This window comes from Candidatus Mycolicibacterium alkanivorans, assembly GCF_022760805.1.
GTDB classification, from domain to species: Bacteria; Actinomycetota; Actinomycetes; order Mycobacteriales; family Mycobacteriaceae; genus Mycobacterium; species Mycobacterium alkanivorans.
In genome coordinates this window covers 222,078-239,384 of sequence record NZ_JAIVFL010000001.1, presented here as the reverse complement: position 1 = coordinate 239,384, position 17,307 = coordinate 222,078, and the positions used below count along the sequence as shown (strand labels likewise).

The window sequence follows — 17,307 nt, the reverse complement described above, 5'->3', positions numbered from 1 at the left end:
AGCCGACTTGTCAGACCGGGGAGGCGCCGCATGGCAATCCGCCGAGTAGGGACGGCGGTGCTGATTGCGGCGGTCGTCGTGACCGGCGCCGGTTGCGCCACGCCGATCCCCGGGACGCCGGTCGCGGCGCCGGGCCAGGCGGGCAAGCCCCTGCCGCCCGCTGACCTGGCCAGCACCACCTGCCGCCAATACCTGGCCATGGACGAGGCCACCCGCGGTGAGGTGATCAAGGCCATCGGGGAGAAGGGCAACACGCTCATCGCGATGAACCCCGAGATCTGGGTGGGGGTCGCGGGCGCATTGTGCACCTTCGTCGACCCGAGCGCTCCGGTCCGCGACATCCTGGTTGGCCAAGGCCTGCGATGAGTACCGCCGGACAGCCGATGTTCCCGCTGCAGTCGGCGCTGCTGCCCGGCGAGGTGCTGCCGCTGCGGATCTTCGAGCCGCGCTACTCGCAGCTGGTGCGCGACTGCCTGGCGATGGACGACCCCGCGTTCGGTGTCGTGCTGATCACTCGTGGTCGCGAAGTCGGTGGGGGTGACGTGCGCAGCGACGTCGGCGCACTGGCTCATATCGTCGAGTACGCCGATCACGGCTTGGGGCAGTACCAGTTGAATACCGTTGTGGGGGAACGTATTCGAATTGACGAGTGGCTTCCCGACGATCCGTATCCGCGCGCGGCCGCGCGGCCCTGGCCGGACGAGCCGGGCCCGCCGGTGACCGCCGAACTGATCGGTGAGGTAATCGACCGGATACTGGCGCTGTTCGAGCGGATCGTCAGTTCCCGGGGCGCGCAGCTGCGCCCCGACGCATTGGCGGTCGAACCCGAGATTGCCGACGACCCGTCCCGGCACATCTACGCGCTGGCCTCGCGGGTGCCGATGGGCCAGGCCGACCGCTACGCGCTGCTGGCCGCACCGACCCTGGCTGAGCGCGTGGAGGTGCTTACCGACGCGCTGGAAACCGTTGCGGCGATGGTGGAATTCCAGATCGCGGAGGAGGAGTAGCCGGCGGTCACTTCCGCCTCCGACTCCAGTGCCCGCGCCCGGGCCACGGCCAGCCCGGTGGCGCCGACGCCCTCGGTGATGTCCCAGCTGTCGTCGTCGGTCCGGCTCACGAGTCCCGTTCCGCCCCATCGGTGAAATCGCTCATCTCGTCCCGAGTCAGCAGGTCGTCGCGGATGTTCTGTTCACGGTATGCCAGCTGTCCGACTCGGTGCGCAACCACCGGTGCGGTGATGAGGGTGAACATCGCCGTCAGGATGATCATCCCGATGTCGACGTTGCCGCGCAGCCGGATCGCCGCCCCACCGAGCACCAGCAGCAGGCCCAGCACCTGAGGCTTGGTGGCGGCGTGCATCCGGGTCAGCGTGTCGGGGAAACGCACCACCCCGACGGCGGCGGTCAGCGCCAGCGCCGAACCGCCGAGCACCAGCGCGGCGGTGACGACGTCGAGGACGTTCATCGCGGCTCCTGCCGGTCGATGTCGGGCACGCGGAAGCGGGTCACGCTGACCGAGCCGACGAAACTGATCAACGCAAGCGCGGCAAGGCTGTAGGTCACCGTCGTGTCGAGGGTGAACGCAGCCCAGGTGCCGATGCTGCACATCGTCACTGCCACGAGCGTGTCCACGGCCACCAGCCGGTCCAGGGTGCTCGGCCCGGCCAGCAGCCGGATCATGGTCGCCGCCGCCGCCGCGGTCAGCAGCACGCCCGCAACAACCCACACGACAGTCACCTCATCACCGCCGAACGTCGAGTTCTCACGGCTGGTCCTCCGCGGATTCGCTTGCGGCAGGCTGCCATTCGGACCCCCGCTCAAAGGACGCCACGAGCAGCCGCTCCAGCTCGGACACCTGCTGGTAGAACCGGTCCACCGACCGCTTCGAGCCGACGTCGAGCACGTGGACGTACACCAGGCGGCGGGCCTGGTCGATCTCCAGGACGATGGTGCCCGGGGTGAGGTTCATGATGTTGACCCCCAGCGCGAGGACCAGATCGGATTTCAGCGCCAGGCGCGCCCGCAGCACCGCCGACAAGGGCGGTGGTCCCGGGCGCAGCGCCAGCCAGGCCACCTGGGTCGAGGAGACCACCAGCCACCACCCCACGTTGAGCGCCAGCCACAGCAGCGACAGCGGGTGCAGTCTGCCCTGCACCGGAACCGCCGGTAGCGGCAACAGCAGGGTGATCAGCAGCGCGACCGCCAGTCCGGAGATCACGTTGGCCGCAGACACGGTGCCCCACAACAACAGCCACACCAGGGTCAGCCAGACCGGTACCCAGATGCGAAGCGTCCATGCCCTCATAGCCGTGTCCCCAGCACCGCGCTGATGTACTGGCCGCGGTCGAGCACCTCGTCGGCTGCGCGGTCGCTGTAGCCGAAGATCGGGCCGGCGGCCACCGTCAGCGCCAGCCCGACGGCGATGAGACCCATTGTCGGAGCGACCATTCCGACGGGCATCCGGCCGACGTCACCGCGGTCGTCGAACGCCACATCCTGCGAGTAGTCGTCCAGCAGCGCCGAGGGGGCGGAGTCGGCCATCGCGCCTTCCGGGGCGTCGGCACGGGCCCGCCAGAACGCCTTGGACCACACCCTGGCCACCACGTACAGCGTCAGCAGGCTGGTCACCACCGAACCCGCGACCAGCAGCCACGCGAGGACCGAGCCCTCCTGGGTTCCCGCCTCCAGTAGAGCCACCTTCCCGATGAACCCGGAAAAGGGCGGTATACCACCGAGATTCAATGCCGGAACCAAGAACACGAACGCCAGCAAGGGGCTGGCGGCGGCCAGCCCGCCCAGCCGGCGCAGCGTGGAGGCGCCGGCTTGTCGTTCGATCAGGCCGACCACCAGGAACAGCGTCGTCTGCACCACGATGTGGTGGGCCACGTAGTAGATCGCACCGGACATCCCCAGCCGGCTGGACAGCGCGATGCCGAACACCATGTAGCCGATGTGGCTGACCAGCGTGAAGGACAGCAGACGTTTGATGTCGCTCTGTGCGATCGCACCGAGAATGCCCACGAGCATGGTCAGCAGGGCTGCGACCAGCAGCACCCGGTCCAGGCCGCCGGCGGGGAACAGCAGGGAGTGGGCCCGGATGATCGCGTACACACCGACTTTGGTCAGCAGCCCGGCGAACACCGCGGTCACCGGTGCCGGCGCGGTGGGGTAGGAGTCGGGCAACCAGGACGACAGCGGGAACACCGCCGCCTTGATGCCGAAGGCCACCAGGAGAACCGCGAACAGGGCGCCGCGGGTGCCGCTGCTGATGTCGTGCAGGCGCACCGAGAGTTCGGCCATGTTCAACGTGCCGGCGGTGGCGTAGATCAGCGCCAGACCGATCAGGAAGATCAGCGAGGATACCATCGACACCATCACGTAGGCGATGCCGGCGCGGACCCGCTCCTGGCTGGCGCCGATGGTCAGCAGCACGAAGCTCGCCGAGAGCAGCACCTCGAAGCCGACATAGAGGTTGAACAGGTCACCGGCCAGGAAGGCCGTGCACACGCCGGCGGACAGCACGAGATAGGTGGGCAGGAAGATCGACACCGGCTGGCGGTCGTCGCCGTCACGGATGCCCTGGCCGATGGCGTAGAACACCACCGCAAGCAGGACGATCGCGGAGACCACCAGCATCAGCGCCGTCAGCCGGTCGGCCACCAGCGTGATGCCGACCGGGCCCAGCCCGGCATCGGTTGGCCCCCACCCGCCGACGTGCAGCGCCTGGGTGCCGTCGCGGTCGGTGAGGTACACCAGAACCGCGCACACCGCCAGCACCGCGCTGAGCGCGACCACGGTGATCAGCCGCTGCAGCCTGGGTTGGCGTCCCGCGATCAACGTCAGCGCGGCGGCCGCCAGGGGGATCAGTACCGGCAAAGGCATGAGAACACCCGCGATGCTCATGCGCGATCCGCCTTCGCTTCTCGCTGAGTCATCGTGACCCCTCATGCCCGGGCAGCGCGTCCAACTCGTCGGGCTCGTCGGTGTCTCGGGCCGGGACGGGCGCCGGTGCATCCTCGTCGATGAAGGACGCCTCCTCGTCGGACAGCTTGGAGACCCGGGTGTCCTCAGGGTCGTTGCCGACTTCCTCTTCGGTCGTCAACCGGAACGAGCGGTAGGTCAGGGCGAGCACGAATGCGGCGATGCCCATTGCGATCACGATCGCAGTCAGGATCATGCCCTGCGCCAACGGGTCTGCCGTAGTAGTCGCCGAGCCGCTCGCGCGGCCGCGGACCGGGGGATTGCCCGACGGGCCGCCGACGGTGAGGATCAACAGGTTGACGGCATTGCCGACGAGCAACAGTCCCAACAACATTCGGGTCAGGTTGCGTGAGAGCAGCAGGTACACCCCGCAACTGATGAGGCCGCCGATGATGACGAGGGGAACAAGGTAGGCGATCACGACGTCCCCACCTTCTCGGAGACGCTCGACGTCTCGGCCATCTCGACGTCGATGCGCGCCCCGAGGCTGCGCAGCACGTCGAGCACCAGGCCGACCACGATGAGGTACACGCCCAGGTCGAAGAACAGCGCGGTGACGATCTTGACCGTGCCGAGCAGCGGCAGCTGCAGCGAGATCACCGCCGAGGACAGAGCAGGCGCGCCGAGCAGCATCGAACCCACCGCGGTGCCCGCCGACAGCGCCAGCCCGGCGCCGAGGATCTTGCCGGCGTCCAGCGGCAGGGTCTCGCCGAGTTCGTAGCGTCCGCCGGCCAAGTACCGCAGCACCAGCGCCAGACCGGCGGTCAGCCCGCCGGCGAATCCGCCGCCGGGGCTGTTGTGCCCGGTGAAGAAGAAGTACACCGACAGCACCATGATGAGCGGGAAGATCATCCGGGTCGCGACCTCGAGCACAAGCGAGCGGTAGCGCGGGTCGCGCAACTCGCTGCCGCGCAGCCAGGTGGTATCGCTGACCGACGGGCTGTACGGCACCGGTGGCAAAGCGCCGATGTCGGGCTGGACGGCGTCGGAAACCCTTGGCGCCGAACCGAACCGGCGATTACGGAACACCAGCGAGGCCACGCCGGTGGCGGCGACCACCAGCACCGAGATCTCCCCGAGGGTGTCCCAGGCACGGATGTCGACCAACAGGACGTTGACGGTGTTGGCGCCGTGACCGCGGTAGTAAGCGGCGTCGGGTAGCAGCTCGGCGATCGGGGTGGTGGTGCGGGCGGCCTGGGCGGAGACCGCCAGCGCGGCGACGGTGGCGCCGACGGCCAGGGCGAGCAGCGCCTTGGGCAGCCGATTGCGCTTGACGCCCGCCTCGTCGGCCTCGGCCGGCAGCGTCCGCAGCACCAGCAAGAAGATCACCAGGGTCAGGGTCTCCACCAGGAACTGCGTCAGCGCCAGGTCGGGCGCGCCGTGCAGGGCGAAGATCACGCCGCAGCCGTAGCCGGTGATGCCGACGAGGAGCACCGCCGCCAGTCGGTTCCGCATCACCGTGGCAGCGACGGCCGCGGCAAGGATGAGCAGGCCGACCACGGGTTGGACGACGGAATCCCACAGCCGGAAATCGGGCTGATCGCGTGCGCCGAGCAGGAGGACCGCGACGGGCAGCAGCACCAGCGTGGACAGGATCACCGACTGGGTGATCGGGATCGAACCGCGCTGGGTGACCGCCGTCAGCCGCACCGACGCCACGTCGGCCCCGCGGATGATCGCGTCGTAGACGCGGTCGGCGTTGGCCAGCGGCTGGTAACGGCCGATGCGGGCCCGGCGCAGCCGTTCGCGGCTGAAGAAGGCCGCGGTGCCGGCCGCCAAGACGACGATCGACAGCAGCACCGGGAGCCCGAAGCCGTGCCAGAGTTCCAACGTGTAGTCGCCGTCGCCGGGACCCGCGGCGGGCAGGGTGCCGGCGTAGTCGTCGAGGGTGTGGTCGAGCCGACTGGGGGCCAGGCCGAAGAACAAGCCGGCTGCGGCGAGGATCGCCGGTGGGATCAGGAACGTCGCCGGCGGCCGGTGCAGGTTGGCCACCAGGGTCGTCGGGCCGCGCGAACCCTTGCGCGCGAACGCCCCCCACAGGAACCGCAGCGAATAGATGGTGGTGAACACCGAGCCGAACACCACACCCGCCAGCACCACCGGTGCCCAGGCGCCCAGCGACCCGCTGTGCGCGATGGTCTCGAAGTCGGCCTCTTTGGCGACGAAGCCCAGAAACGGGGGCAGCGCGGCCATGCTCGCCGTCGCGCCGGCGGCGATGACGAACAACCCCGGCATCCGGCGGCCCAGCCAGGCCAGTCTGCGGATGTCGCGGGTGCCGGTGGAGTGGTCGATCACGCCGACCACCATGAACAGCGTGGCCTTGAACAGCGCGTGTGCGCACAGCATGGCCAGCCCGGCCAGCATCAGGTCCCGGCCGCCCCCGCCCACCATCACGGAGATGAAGCCGAGTTGGCTGACCGTGCCGAAGGCGAGGATGAGCTTGAGATCGTACTCGCGCACTGCGCGCCAGCCGGCAAGCAGCATGGTCACCAGGCCGAGGGTGATGACGGTCGGGCGCCAGCCGGGGGAGTCGGCGAAGCCGGGAGCCAGCCGGGCGATGAGGTAGACCCCGGCCTTGACCATGGCGGCGGCGTGCAGGTACGCGCTGACCGGGGTGGGTGCGGCCATGGCGCCGGGCAGCCAGAAGTGGAACGGCACGATGGCCGATTTCGACAGCGCCCCGATGAGCACCAGCACGACGCCGACGCCGACGGCCACCCCGTGCGGGGGCGCGAGCACCAGTTGCGAGAGCAGATAGGTTCCGGCGGTGTGGCCGAGGATGACGATTCCGGCCAGCATCGCCAGGCCGCCGGCGGTGGTGACCAGCAGCGCCTGCATGGCGGCACGGCGGCTGGTGGCCCGCTCGGCGTAATGGCCGACGAGCAGGAACGACAACACCGTCGTCAGCTCCCAGAACGTGTAGAGCAGCAGCATGTTGTCGGTGACCACCAGGCCGAACATCGCCCCGGAGAAGGCGACGAGTTCAGCGGCGAAGCTCGGCAGGCGGTTCTCGGTGTGCCCGTCGCGGTGATGGAAGTACTCCGCGCAGTAGAACAGCACCAGAGCGCCGATGCCGAGCACCAGCACGCTCATCACCGCGGACAGCGTGTCGAATCGCAGGGTGATGTTCATCGACAGTTCGGGCACCCACGGAATGTCGACGGCCGGGGCGGGTCGCCCGGCCTGCGGCCAGTTCAGGCTCACCCAGATCAGCGAGGCCGCGGGCACCAGTGCCAGCGGATAGAAGGCCAGCCGTCCCCAGCGGTGCACGAGCAGCGGCGCCACCGCGGCGGCGATCGCATGCGCGAGCAGGATCACGAGCATGGCACTCCGATCTGGGGGTCGGTCGGGGTGTCAGCCAAGGATTTCGGCTAGGTATTGACTGCCAGTCTACGTTGTTGACCCCGCCGCATAATTCTTGCCTGCCGACCCGCCGCACGCAGCGAGTCCTTGTCGGCGCCGAAAGAGTATGAGCACAAAGCACTTTCAGTGCTCACCGCATGCCAATCTAATGGCTGCCCGATCCGATAGCGCGCCTCAGCCGTCGTCGTCCTCGCCATTGTCGAGCAATCGTTCGGGGTGGTGGACGTCATTGACGCGGGGTGGCCCGGTGCCGTCGGACCAGGCGATGCGGCCATCGTCCATGACGGTCGTGGTGTAGGTGCCGTCGCTCGCGGCTGCGTGGTCGCAGCCGCAGCCGAAGAAGAGATTGTCCGCGTCGGTGGGTCCGCCGGCACTCCACTCGTGCGCGTGGTGGATCTCGCAGTCGCAGCCGGGCACGAAGCAGTTGGGTTTGGTGCAACCGCGGTCGCGAGCGTGGCAGATGATGCGGTGGTCGGTGGTGGCCAGCCGCTTGCTGCGGCCCAGATAGAGCGGGCGGGCCGAATGATCTTCGAATACCGCGAGGTAGTGGATCGACTCGCCGGCCAGCCGGATCAGCTCGCGCATCGGGAGGCGACCTGTGCCGCCGGTCCTTGCCGACGGCGGCATCGGCACGGCCGGATCAACCGCTGCGCGCGCGGCCTGCTCGAGTTCGGCCAGCGTCGTCGTCACCACGACAGAGATGGGTGCGCCGCGGTGCTGCCCGAGTCCTCCGGATGCGATCGCCGTCTTGCACGCGAGCTTGATCGCGTCGTGGCAACGCTGTTCGGGGCTTCTTCTGTCTCGTTCGGCATCGCCATCGGGGTGGTGCCGGCCCGGTCGGACCACAGCGCCCACCGCCTCCAGGTAGGCCCGTGCCTCCGGGTCCAGCCAGCCGGTCAGCCGACTCATCCCGTCCGGTCCTTGCCGTCCCAGCGCGAGCCCGCGTCGCCGGGCGCGGTCCTCGTCGGTGAAGTTACCGTCGGGGTTGAGGCAGTCCGCGATGACCGTGCCGATCGCGGTGACGAACTGTGCATCCTGTGACCTCGCGTGGCCGACCAGCGTTCGTTCGGCTTTCTCCTTCTGGGCAGCCGAGACCGCGGCGGGCAGTCCGTCGAGCGCGCGGCACACCGCGGCGATGTGGTCGTCACTCAGCTCGCCGGCGTTGACGGCGTCGGCCAGTTCGGGCAGTTCCGGGGCCACCGGCGGTCCGGTCAGCGACCGGCGGGGGCGGATTCGTGCCGCCACCCGGAAACGCCGCCTGACCTCCCCGGCGGTCAGCCGCAATCGGGATGCAAGCACGTCTCGCACCTTGACACCGGCCGGCGATCCCGGATTGTCGCAACCGTCGACCGGGGCCGCTATCTCACCGAACATCCGGTAGGACAACCCACGGTTGAGACGGTGCTGGGCCTCCAGGCGTCCGGCCACCTCGACGCGAAAGGCATTGCCCGCCAGATCGGTACACGTCGCGCGCAGGCGGTCATAGGCCGCGTCTACCGCGTCAAGTTCCGCGCGAACCGCAGCGTGCACCGCCTCGGCGGTCAACAGTCCGGCGCCATCCATGAACCCAGGCTATCGAACAAACATTCGATGATTTCGGTCCAGTGGCCGACCTGTGGATGAAACGGGATCTGTGGATAAACGGTCCAGCCTCAGTGCTGGACTGACAGCGTGTCCGAACATCAAGTGGTCAGCGCTGGACTCACAGTCGAGACCGGCATTGTCAGCGGCCTGCGGCGAAGGCCCGCAGCGCCTCGACCTGAGCCGGATCCAGTGAGGGCCGCACGGATTCGCGTGCCTTGGCGACATCTTCGGCGGTGACGTCGGCGGCGTCGATCGAACGCCGCATCGCAGTCAGCGCGGCCTCGCGCAGCAGTGCCACGCAGTCTGCCGCGCTGTAGCCGTCCAGATCGCCGGCCAGCGCGTCGAGGTCGACCCCCTTGGACAGCGGCACCGACTTGCCCGCCGTACGCAGAATCTCCTTGCGCGCCTCAGCATCCGGTGGCTCGACGAACACCAGCTTCTCCAGGCGGCCCGGCCGCAGCAGCGCCGGATCGATCAGATCGGGGCGGTTGGTGGCACCGAGCACCACCACGTCGCGCAGAGGCTCGATACCATCGAGTTCGGTCAGCAGTGCCGCCACCACCCGGTCGGTCACGCCGGAGTCGAAGCTCTGTCCGCGCCGCGGTGCCAGCGCATCGATCTCGTCGAGGAACACCAGCGACGGCGCGGAATCCCTTGCCCGCCGGAATAATTCACGGACCGCCTTCTCCGACGAGCCCACCCACTTGTCCATCAGTTCGGCACCTTTGACGGCGTGCACGCTCAGCCGGCCGGAGCTGGCCAGCGCCCGCACCACGAAGGTCTTGCCGCAACCCGGAGGGCCATACAGCAGAACACCTTTCGGCGGGTCCACCCCGAGGCGGGCGAAGGTGTCGGGATGCTGCAGCGGCCACAACACCGCCTCGGTGAGCGCCTGCTTGGTCTCGGCCATGTCGCCGACGTCGTCGAGGGTGACCGAGCCGACCGAGACCTCCTGGGTGGCCGAGCGGGACAGCGGCCGGATCACCGTCAGCGCACCCTTGAGGTCCTCCTGGGTCAGCGTCGGCGGCTTGCCGTCCTCACTGGCGCGTGCCGCCGCCCGCATCGCAGCCTCCCGCACCAGCGCCGCCAGATCAGCGCGCACGAATCCTGGCGTACGGTCCGCGATTTCATCCAGCTTGATGTCCTGGGCCGGAACGTCGCGCAGCAGCACCTCCAGTAGCGCCTTGCGGGTGGCGCCGTCGGGCAGACTCAGGCCGAGCTCGCGGTCGCACAGGTCCGGGCCGCGCAGCCGCGAGTCGAGTACGTCGGGCTGCTGGGAGGTGGCCACCATCGCCACGCCGGGCGCTGCGACCGCCTTTCGCAACTCGGCCAGAATCATCGTGGCGACCGGCTCGGCCGGTGCGGGCAGCAGCGCGTCGATGTCGGTGATCAGCAGCACGCCACCGCCGTTGCAGACGGTGGCAACGGCGTCGGCGACGGCCTTCTGCCGGTCGGGGGCGGCCAGTGCGCCGGTGTCGGGACCGTCGAGTTCGACCAGGCGGCGCCCCGCGCACACCGCGCGCACCAGCGTGGCCTTGCCCACGCCGGCTGGTCCGGTGATCAGTACACCCAGATTCGGTTTGGCGCCAAGCTTTTCCAGCAGGGCGGGCTCGTCGAGGGCCAGCTTGAGCCATTCGGCGAGCCGGCCGGCCTGCACATGCTGGCCTTTGAGGTCGTCGATGGACACCGGCGGGGCTTGCGGCCACACCATGGGCGGGCTCACCGCGGCGCCGGGTGCCTGCGTCGGAGTCCTACCGTCACCCCAGGTGACCGACGAATTGGGTTGCACGCTCACCGGTCCCGCGGGATCCGTTCCGGTTACGGTCAGCAGCTCGGAGGTCCACGTGATGCCCACCGAGGACGCCAGCGCCGAACTGGCCCGCGACGTCGAGGTGCCCGGGCCGAGGTCGCGCGGCAGCAGCGAGACCGTGTCGCCCACCGTCATCACTTTGCCCAGCAGCGCCTGGCGCAGCGTCGCCGACGACACCGACTGGGTGGCCAAGGTCGATCCGCGCACCGTCACTGACCGTGCGCCGTAGACGGTCACGGCCGAGACCAGCACCGTAGTGTCCTCCCGCAGGCCGGCGTTGGACAACATCACGTCGTCGAGCAGGGCTGTGCCGGCCGGGGTGCCCGGCGGCGCCACTCCGGCCACCGCGGCGGTGGTGCGAGAACCCGTGAGCGACACCGCATCCCACTCACGGATGCCGAGAGCGGCGATGGCCTCGGGATGCAGCCGCACCACACCGCGCCGCGAATCCAGCGCCGCGGTGTTCAGCCGCGCCGTCAGTGCCAGACTCGAGGCCGGTGGAGGTGCGCCGGCGAAGCTCAGATCGGACATCGCTCAGCGGCCCGGTCTACGCAGGCCGAGCCGGGCCACCGACCGGCGGTTGGGGTGCTGTGCGCGCCGGGTCGCCCGCCGGGCGGCACGCTGCTGGCGCGGCCGGTCGTTCCAGGCCTCGGGGTGCGCGGCCACCCAGCGCTGGCTGCGCACGGCGAACGGGATGTGGATGACGTAGGCGGCGATGGTCACCAGGATCACCAGGTACGGGAAGACGAATGCCGCGGCCACCCCGATGGCCAGCAGTGCCAACAGCGGAGCCACCACGTTGGGCTGCACCGCGAACGTGTGGATCTTGCGCATCGGGATACGACTGACCACGAGCAGTGAAACGCCGACCATCCACAGCGACACCGCCCAGTAGGAGGTCCACCAGCCATCGCCCCACTGCATCTTGGCGGCCAGCGGGCCGATGGCGCCGATGGCCCCCGCCGGTGCGGGCATGCCGACGAAGTACTCCTTGGTGTAGGCCGGTAGGTCGGCGTCGAGCAGGGCGTTGTAGCGAGCCAGTCGCAGCACGATGCACACGGCGTAGAGCAGGACCACGATCCAGCCGACCCGGGTGTTGGACAGCAGCAGCGCCCACACGATGAACGCCGGCGCCACGCCGAAGTTCACCGCGTCGGCCAGCGAGTCGATCTCTTCGCCCATCCGGGAGGTGGCCTTGAGCACCCGGGCGATGCGCCCGTCGAGCGCGTCGAGGATCGCCGCGGCGGCCAGCAGGGCCATCGACTCGGTGGGCCGGTTGTCCAGCGCGTACTTCACCGAGGTCAGACCCAGGCAGATGGCCAGCACCGTCACGGCGCTGGGCAGCAACCGGGAACTGATGAGCGCACGGGGGCGGGGTTTGATCACGGCAACTGGGCCAATACCGTCTCGCCGGCCAGCGCCCGCTGGCCCGGTTCGACCAGGATCTGCGAGCCCGCGGGCAGGTAGGTGTCGAGCCGGGAGCCGAACCGGATCAGCCCGTAGGTGTCGCCGATGGCGACTCTGTCTCCGGCGTGGACGTCGCAGATGATGCGACGCGCGATCAGCCCGGCGATCTGTACGACCACCACGTCCCGTCCTTCCGGAGTGCGGATGAGCACACTGTTGCGTTCATTGTCCTCACTGGCGGCCGCGAGATCGGCCGAATGGAAGCTACCCGGGCGATACTGCACGTCGACGACCTCGCCGCTGATCGGTATGCGCTGTACATGAGCATCGAGCAAAGACAGGAAGATGCTCACCCGGGGTACCGGACCGGTGCCCAGGCCCAGCTCCGCCGGCGGCTCGGCCTCTTCGATCAGGCAGATCAGCCCGTCGGCGGGGGCCACGACCACACCGGGGCGGCTCGGTGGCTTGCGCGGCGGATGCCGGAAGAAGCCGGCGTTGGCGACCGCGACGGCCAGCCCGGCACGGCGCACCCAGCGGTTGCGGTGACCGACGGCCGCGACCACCAACCCAGCCGAGATGAACGGCAGACCGGCGCGGTGGACCGGTGGAACCGAGGAGCGCACCAGCGCTGCCAGCCGCTGCGGGCCGGACTTCATGTTGTCGTCCGCTGTGCGAGGTCGTCTGGCCATCGGCGGTGATTCTACGTGCGGGCCGTTGTCAGGAAAGGTCCCACAGCTGGACCGGTTCGCCGGCCGCCATCTCGGTGACGTCCTCGGCGATCTCCAGCAGGCAGTTCGCCGATGCCAGCCACCGCAGGTGGTGCGAGGCCGGCGGGCCGTAGGTGGTGACCGTCCCCGCCGTGGGGTCGTAGACGCCCCGGCGGAACTGGCGCTTGCCCTTCGGCGAGGTCAATCCCTCGGTCAGCACGGCGTTGCGCCGTGGCCGGTGCGGATTGGGCAGGCCCATCGCCGCGCGCAGGGCGGGCCGGACGAACACTTCGAAGGACACCAGCGCGCTGACCGGGTTGCCGGGCAGCGTCACGATCGGGGTGCCTGGGTCTGATGTCGCCGGCCCAGCGGCTCTGTGGAGCCGTCCGGCGCCCTGCGGCATGCCGGGCTGCATGGCGACCTTGACGAACTCCACACCTCCACTGCCACCGAAGGCGTCCTTGACCACCTCGTAGGCACCCGCGCTCACCCCGCCGGTGGTGATGATCAGGTCGGCCTGCCCGGCATACCCCTCGAGCACCGTGCTGAATTGGGTGACGTCGTCGCTCGACGTCGGGGTGGCCACCACCTCGGCACCGGCCTCACGCGCGGCGGCGGCCAGCATGACGGCGTTGGACTCATAGATCTGGCCGGGCTTGAGTTCGGTGCCGGCCGACACCAGTTCCGAACCGGTCGACATCACCAATACGCGCTGGCGCGGCAGCACGGTCAGCCGCCCCAGGCCCAGCGCGGCGGCCAGCCCGAGCGCGGCCGGACTGACCACGTGGCCGGCGCGCAGCACCGTCGTCCCCGCGGTCACGTCCTCACCGGCGAGCCGGATGTGCTGGCCCTCGCGCGCCGTCGCCCGGATCTCGACAGTGTCGGTCCCGCCGTCGGTGAATTCCACCGGGACCACCGCCGTCGCGCCCGACGGCAGCGGCGCCCCGGTCATGATCCGGTGCGCGGTGCCCGGTGCCAGCGACAGCGGGTCGGTGCGCCCAGCTGGAATGTCGTCGGCCACAGGAAGTTTCACGGGCGCGGCGTCGGATGCTCCGGCGACGTCTTGCGCGCGCACCGCGTAGCCGTCCATCGCCGAGTTGTCGAACACCGGCAGCGACAGCGGTGCGGCCACATCGCCGGCCAGCACCCGGCCCTCGGCCTCGGCCAGTCCCACGGTGACGGCGGGCCGTGCCGCGATCAGCTCGGCGACGACGCGTTGATGCTCCTCGACGGTGCGCATCAGAGCGGGAAGGTGACGCCGGTGAGCTCTTCGGACACCGCCCACAGCCGCTGCCGTAGTTCGGGATCGTGCGAGCGGGGACTGGAGCCGACCAGCTTGAGATTGCCGCGCTGCTGGAGGATGACGTCGGCCCCCTTCTCCGGGTTGCGGACCGCCGATACCGGAATTCGAGCCTGCGATGACGGCGGCGCGCTCATGTGCTTGACGATACGTCGGTCCAACTTGCACACGAGCCGCGGGCGTTTACTGTCGCGGTATGGCCATCGGTGGGGTGTTGTTCGACATCGATGGCGTTCTGGTGACCTCCTGGAAGCCGATCCCCGGCGCCGCCGAGGCACTGCGGGCACTGGCCGACCACCAGGTCGCGCGGTCGTATCTGACCAACACCACCACCCGGACCCGCCAGCAGATCGCCTCGGCGCTGTGCGCGGCCGGCATGGCAGTAAGACCCGACGAGGTGATCACCGCGGCGGCGCTGACCGCCGACTACGTGCGGGCGACCTACCCCGATGCCCGATGTTTTCTGGTCAACAACGGCCAGATCACCGAAGACATGCCGGGCATCGACATCGTCGACTCGGTGATCTACAACGACGGCGTCGTCCCGGAAACCCCGGATGTGATTCTGCTCGGCGGGGCCGGACCGGAATACAGCCACCTGACGCTGAGCCGGGTCTACGAATGGATGACGCAGGGTGTTCCGGTGGTGGCCATGCACCGCAGCACCGCATGGACCACCACCGATGGCCTGCGCATCGACACCGGGATGTACCTGATCGGGATGGAGCAGACCTCCGGCCGCAAGGCCACCGCGGTGGGCAAGCCCGCGCCGGCCGGGTTCCTGGCGTCGGCGGCGCGTCTCGGTGTCGACCCTGAAGAGATGTACATGGTCGGCGACGACCTCAACAACGACGTGCTGGCCGCCCAGGTGGTCGGCATGACCGGCGTCCTTGTGCGCACCGGAAAGTTCCGCCAGGACACCCTGGACCGTTGGGCCGCAGACGAATTCGCGATGCAGCCCAATCATGTGCTCGACACCGTCGCCGATTTGCCGGGACTGCTCGGCCTCTAGCGATGAATTCCGGCGCTCGTGCCGGTCTGCACTTTCCTGGGCGAAAAACTGATTGTCACTACGACTGGTCGAAGGTGCCGGCGGCGGTCCGGGACAACATCACATTCCCGCCGTTCCCGCCGTTCCCGCCGGAACACCTGGACAACTCGCTGGCCAACCTCGGGCGGTTGGCCGCCGTCAAGTCGACGACATAAGCCGGCGGACCGCTTCGATGCGGGCCTTGAGCTGATCGCTGGTGGCCGCCGCCACCGGTGGGCCACCGCAGACCCGGCGCAGCTCGTTGTGGAGCTGCCCGTGCGTCTTGCCGGTGCGGTGATGGGCCAGTGAGACAAGGGTATTGAGCTCACGACGCAGATCGCGCAGCTGCCCATGGGTCGACAGTCGCGGTACCTCACCGCTGGCGGTCCGCTTGGTCAGCTGATCTTCTTGCCTGCGCCGCAACAGATCTCGCATCGAGGCGGCGTCCAGGAGGCCCGGGATGCCGAGATAGTCGGCCTCCTCGTCGCTGCCGGCCGGGGTCGCCGTCCCGAACGACGAGCCGTCGAAGATCACCTGATCGAACTCGGCGTCGGCGCCCAGGTACTCGATCTTGTTCTCCTGGTCGTCGGGCTCGTCGCGCTTCTGCGCGGCCAACTCCGCCTCCAGCGGATCGTCCAGCGTCTCGCGGTGCGGCTTGCCCAGCACGTGGTTGCGCTGGGCCTCCATCTCGCTGGCCAACAGCAGCAGGTTGGGCACCGAGGGCAGGAAGATGCAGGCCGTCTCGCCGGGCCGCCGCGAGCGCACGAACCGGCCGATCGCCTGGGCGAAGAACAACGGCGTCGACGCGCTGGTGGCGTAGACACCGACGGCCAGTCGCGGCACGTCGACGCCCTCGGACACCATGCGCACCGCCACCAGCCAGCGCGAGGTGCCTTCGGAGAACTTCGAGATGCGCTCCGAGGAGCCGGGGTCATCGGAGAGCACCACCGTGGGCGCTTCACCGGTGATCTTCAGCAGCAGATCGGCGTAGGCGCGGGCGGCGGTCTGATCGGAGGCGATGATCATGCCGCCGGCGTCGGGCACGTGCCCGCGAAGACCGCGCAGTCGGGTGTCGGCCGCGGCGATCACCGCGGGCATCCACTCGCCGGCCGGGTTCAGCGCCGTCTTCCACGCCCGCGCGGTCTGCTCGGCGGTCAGCGGCTCGCCCAGGCGTGCCGCGTGCTCCTCGCCCGCGCTGTCGCGCCAGCGGGCTTCCCCGGAGTAGGCCATGAACATCACCGGTCGCACCACGCCGTCGGCCAGCGCGTCGGCGTAGCCGTAGGCGTGGTCGGCCTGCGAGCGAGCGAACCCGTCCGGCCCGGTTTCGTAGGTGACGAACGGGATCGGGCTGTCGTCGCTGCGGAACGGGGTCCCGGTCAGCGCCAGCCGCCGGGTGGCGTCGTCGAACGCCTCTCGGATGGCGTCACCCCAACTCTTGGCGTCACCGCCGTGGTGGATCTCGTCGAAGACGACGAAGGTCTTGCGGTTCTCGGTGCGCACCCGGTGCCGGGTGGGGTGGCTGGCCACCTGGGCGTAGGTGACCACGACGCCGTGGTATTCACTGGAGGTCTGCGAGTTGGAGTTGGAGAACTTGGGGTCCAGCGCGATTCCGAGCCGAGCCGCGGCTTGGGCCCACTGGATCTTGAGGTGTTCGGTGGGGACGACCACGGTGACGGTCTCGACGGTGCCCTCGGCGAGCAGCTCGGCGACGATTCGCAGGGCGAAGGTCGTCTTTCCGGCGCCCGGTGTGGCGACGGCCAGGAAGTCGCGCGGCTTGGCGGTCAGGTATTTCACCAACGCCCGTCGCTGCCAGCCCCGCAATGCCTGGGTGCTGGGCGCATCCACTGCCCGCACCCGTGGGACTCCTTCCTGACCGAGATGGACTCTAGCGCCAGCGGATCCGCCAACGCATTTCGATCCGGCGTGTCGCCAGACGAAGAAGTCGTTGCGGATGAAGAACTCGCGACGCTCGTGGTCGGAGAGTTCGCCGAGCTTGGCCAGACGGATTACCGACGTCGTCATCGACGGCGTGCGCGCCCGGTGAACAGGGGTCGATTCTTCTTGCACTCGCCATGCCCGAGTGCTAAGAATGACATTGGCACTCCCGACCGGTGAGTGCTAGGTCG

16 protein-coding genes and 1 pseudogene are annotated in these 17,307 nt (G+C 69.2%); 3 read left to right on the top strand and 14 right to left on the bottom strand.

Annotation, left to right across the window (positions count from 1 at the left end):
• Positions 1-30: 30 nt before the first annotated feature.
• Together K9U37_RS01305 and K9U37_RS01300 are read left to right on the top strand one after the other, a co-directional pair.
• On the top strand, positions 31-366 hold the full coding sequence (locus K9U37_RS01305; protein WP_243070186.1) for a hypothetical protein: 336 nt from the start codon (positions 31-33) through the stop codon (positions 364-366).
• Positions 363-1,007 carry an LON peptidase substrate-binding domain-containing protein gene (locus K9U37_RS01300; RefSeq protein WP_243070185.1) on the top strand — a complete coding sequence of 215 codons (645 nt, stop codon included), beginning with the start codon at positions 363-365 and terminating at the stop codon, positions 1,005-1,007. Before K9U37_RS01305 ends, K9U37_RS01300 begins: the two co-directional genes overlap by 4 nt.
• 11 nt (positions 1,008-1,018) lie before the next feature.
• Here K9U37_RS01300 and K9U37_RS01295 read toward each other — a convergent pair.
• The 13 genes and pseudogenes from K9U37_RS01295 to K9U37_RS01235 form a co-directional block, all read right to left on the bottom strand.
• Positions 1,019-1,117 (bottom strand): annotated as a pseudogene (locus K9U37_RS01295) (SAM-dependent methyltransferase); the annotation flags it as partial.
• The gene (gene mnhG, locus K9U37_RS01290) at positions 1,114-1,464 is read right to left on the bottom strand and encodes a monovalent cation/H(+) antiporter subunit G (RefSeq protein ID WP_243070184.1); all 351 of its coding nucleotides are present in this window, start codon (positions 1,462-1,464) and stop codon (positions 1,114-1,116) included. The pseudogene K9U37_RS01295 and the gene mnhG, both read right to left, overlap by 4 nt.
• Complete coding sequence (locus tag K9U37_RS01285; RefSeq protein WP_252394102.1) at positions 1,461-1,679, bottom strand: monovalent cation/H+ antiporter complex subunit F; 219 nt, start codon at positions 1,677-1,679, stop codon at positions 1,461-1,463. The genes mnhG and K9U37_RS01285 overlap by 4 nt, the downstream gene beginning before the upstream one ends.
• Before the next feature lie 82 nt (positions 1,680-1,761).
• A complete protein-coding gene (locus K9U37_RS01280) occupies positions 1,762-2,304 on the bottom strand; it encodes a Na+/H+ antiporter subunit E (protein ID WP_243070182.1) in 543 nt (180 codons plus the stop codon).
• A complete protein-coding gene (locus tag K9U37_RS01275; protein ID WP_243070181.1) occupies positions 2,301-3,902 on the bottom strand; it encodes a Na+/H+ antiporter subunit D in 1,602 nt (533 codons plus the stop codon). The genes K9U37_RS01280 and K9U37_RS01275 overlap by 4 nt, the downstream gene beginning before the upstream one ends.
• Positions 3,903-3,930: 28 nt before the next feature.
• Positions 3,931-4,401, bottom strand: a complete 471-nt coding sequence (locus K9U37_RS01270; protein ID WP_243070180.1) for a Na(+)/H(+) antiporter subunit C — start codon at positions 4,399-4,401, stop codon at positions 3,931-3,933.
• Positions 4,398-7,304 carry a Na+/H+ antiporter subunit A gene (locus K9U37_RS01265; protein WP_243070179.1) on the bottom strand — a complete coding sequence of 969 codons (2,907 nt, stop codon included), beginning with the start codon at positions 7,302-7,304 and terminating at the stop codon, positions 4,398-4,400. The genes K9U37_RS01270 and K9U37_RS01265 overlap by 4 nt, the downstream gene beginning before the upstream one ends.
• Before the next feature lie 213 nt (positions 7,305-7,517).
• Positions 7,518-8,906, bottom strand: coding sequence for an HNH endonuclease signature motif containing protein (locus K9U37_RS01260; protein ID WP_243070178.1), 1,389 nt, complete (start codon positions 8,904-8,906; stop codon positions 7,518-7,520).
• Between the two features lie 160 nt (positions 8,907-9,066).
• Positions 9,067-11,268, bottom strand: a complete 2,202-nt coding sequence (locus K9U37_RS01255) for an AAA family ATPase (protein WP_243070177.1) — start codon at positions 11,266-11,268, stop codon at positions 9,067-9,069.
• Between the two features lie 3 nt (positions 11,269-11,271).
• Positions 11,272-12,123, bottom strand: coding sequence for a CDP-diacylglycerol--serine O-phosphatidyltransferase (gene pssA, locus K9U37_RS01250; RefSeq protein WP_243070176.1), 852 nt, complete (start codon positions 12,121-12,123; stop codon positions 11,272-11,274).
• Positions 12,120-12,833 carry a phosphatidylserine decarboxylase gene (locus tag K9U37_RS01245; protein WP_243070175.1) on the bottom strand — a complete coding sequence of 238 codons (714 nt, stop codon included), beginning with the start codon at positions 12,831-12,833 and terminating at the stop codon, positions 12,120-12,122. Before K9U37_RS01245 ends, pssA begins: the two co-directional genes overlap by 4 nt.
• Positions 12,834-12,861: 28 nt before the next feature.
• Positions 12,862-14,091, bottom strand: coding sequence for a molybdopterin molybdotransferase MoeA (moeA, locus tag K9U37_RS01240; RefSeq protein WP_243070174.1), 1,230 nt, complete (start codon positions 14,089-14,091; stop codon positions 12,862-12,864).
• Positions 14,091-14,288 (bottom strand): hypothetical protein, encoded by a 198-nt coding sequence (locus K9U37_RS01235; RefSeq protein WP_243070173.1) that lies wholly within the window; start codon positions 14,286-14,288, stop codon positions 14,091-14,093. Before K9U37_RS01235 ends, moeA begins: the two co-directional genes overlap by 1 nt.
• 59 nt (positions 14,289-14,347) lie before the next feature.
• Between K9U37_RS01235 and K9U37_RS01230 the strand changes: the two genes are divergently transcribed.
• Positions 14,348-15,163 carry an HAD-IIA family hydrolase gene (locus K9U37_RS01230; RefSeq protein WP_243070172.1) on the top strand — a complete coding sequence of 272 codons (816 nt, stop codon included), beginning with the start codon at positions 14,348-14,350 and terminating at the stop codon, positions 15,161-15,163.
• Between the two features lie 177 nt (positions 15,164-15,340).
• Here the strand turns inward: K9U37_RS01230 and K9U37_RS01225 are convergent, their stop codons facing one another.
• A complete protein-coding gene (locus K9U37_RS01225) occupies positions 15,341-17,035 on the bottom strand; it encodes a DEAD/DEAH box helicase (RefSeq protein ID WP_243073169.1) in 1,695 nt (564 codons plus the stop codon).
• Between the last annotated feature and the right edge of the window lie 272 nt (positions 17,036-17,307).

Coding starts and splice junctions, on each gene's coding strand:
- K9U37_RS01305 (WP_243070186.1), top strand. CDS start 31: ATGGCAATCCGCCGAGTAGGGACGGCGGTGCTGATTGCGGCGGTCGTC.
- K9U37_RS01300 (WP_243070185.1), top strand. CDS start 363: ATGAGTACCGCCGGACAGCCGATGTTCCCGCTGCAGTCGGCGCTGCTG.
- mnhG (WP_243070184.1), bottom strand. CDS start 1,464: ATGAACGTCCTCGACGTCGTCACCGCCGCGCTGGTGCTCGGCGGTTCG.
- K9U37_RS01285 (WP_252394102.1), bottom strand. CDS start 1,679: ATGATCCGGCTGCTGGCCGGGCCGAGCACCCTGGACCGGCTGGTGGCC.
- K9U37_RS01280 (WP_243070182.1), bottom strand. CDS start 2,304: ATGAGGGCATGGACGCTTCGCATCTGGGTACCGGTCTGGCTGACCCTG.
- K9U37_RS01275 (WP_243070181.1), bottom strand. CDS start 3,902: ATGAGCATCGCGGGTGTTCTCATGCCTTTGCCGGTACTGATCCCCCTG.
- K9U37_RS01265 (WP_243070179.1), bottom strand. CDS start 7,304: ATGCTCGTGATCCTGCTCGCGCATGCGATCGCCGCCGCGGTGGCGCCG.
- K9U37_RS01260 (WP_243070178.1), bottom strand. CDS start 8,906: ATGGATGGCGCCGGACTGTTGACCGCCGAGGCGGTGCACGCTGCGGTT.
- K9U37_RS01255 (WP_243070177.1), bottom strand. CDS start 11,268: ATGTCCGATCTGAGCTTCGCCGGCGCACCTCCACCGGCCTCGAGTCTG.
- K9U37_RS01245 (WP_243070175.1), bottom strand. CDS start 12,833: ATGGCCAGACGACCTCGCACAGCGGACGACAACATGAAGTCCGGCCCG.
- moeA (WP_243070174.1), bottom strand. CDS start 14,091: ATGCGCACCGTCGAGGAGCATCAACGCGTCGTCGCCGAGCTGATCGCG.
- K9U37_RS01235 (WP_243070173.1), bottom strand. CDS start 14,288: ATGAGCGCGCCGCCGTCATCGCAGGCTCGAATTCCGGTATCGGCGGTC.
- K9U37_RS01230 (WP_243070172.1), top strand. CDS start 14,348: ATGGCCATCGGTGGGGTGTTGTTCGACATCGATGGCGTTCTGGTGACC.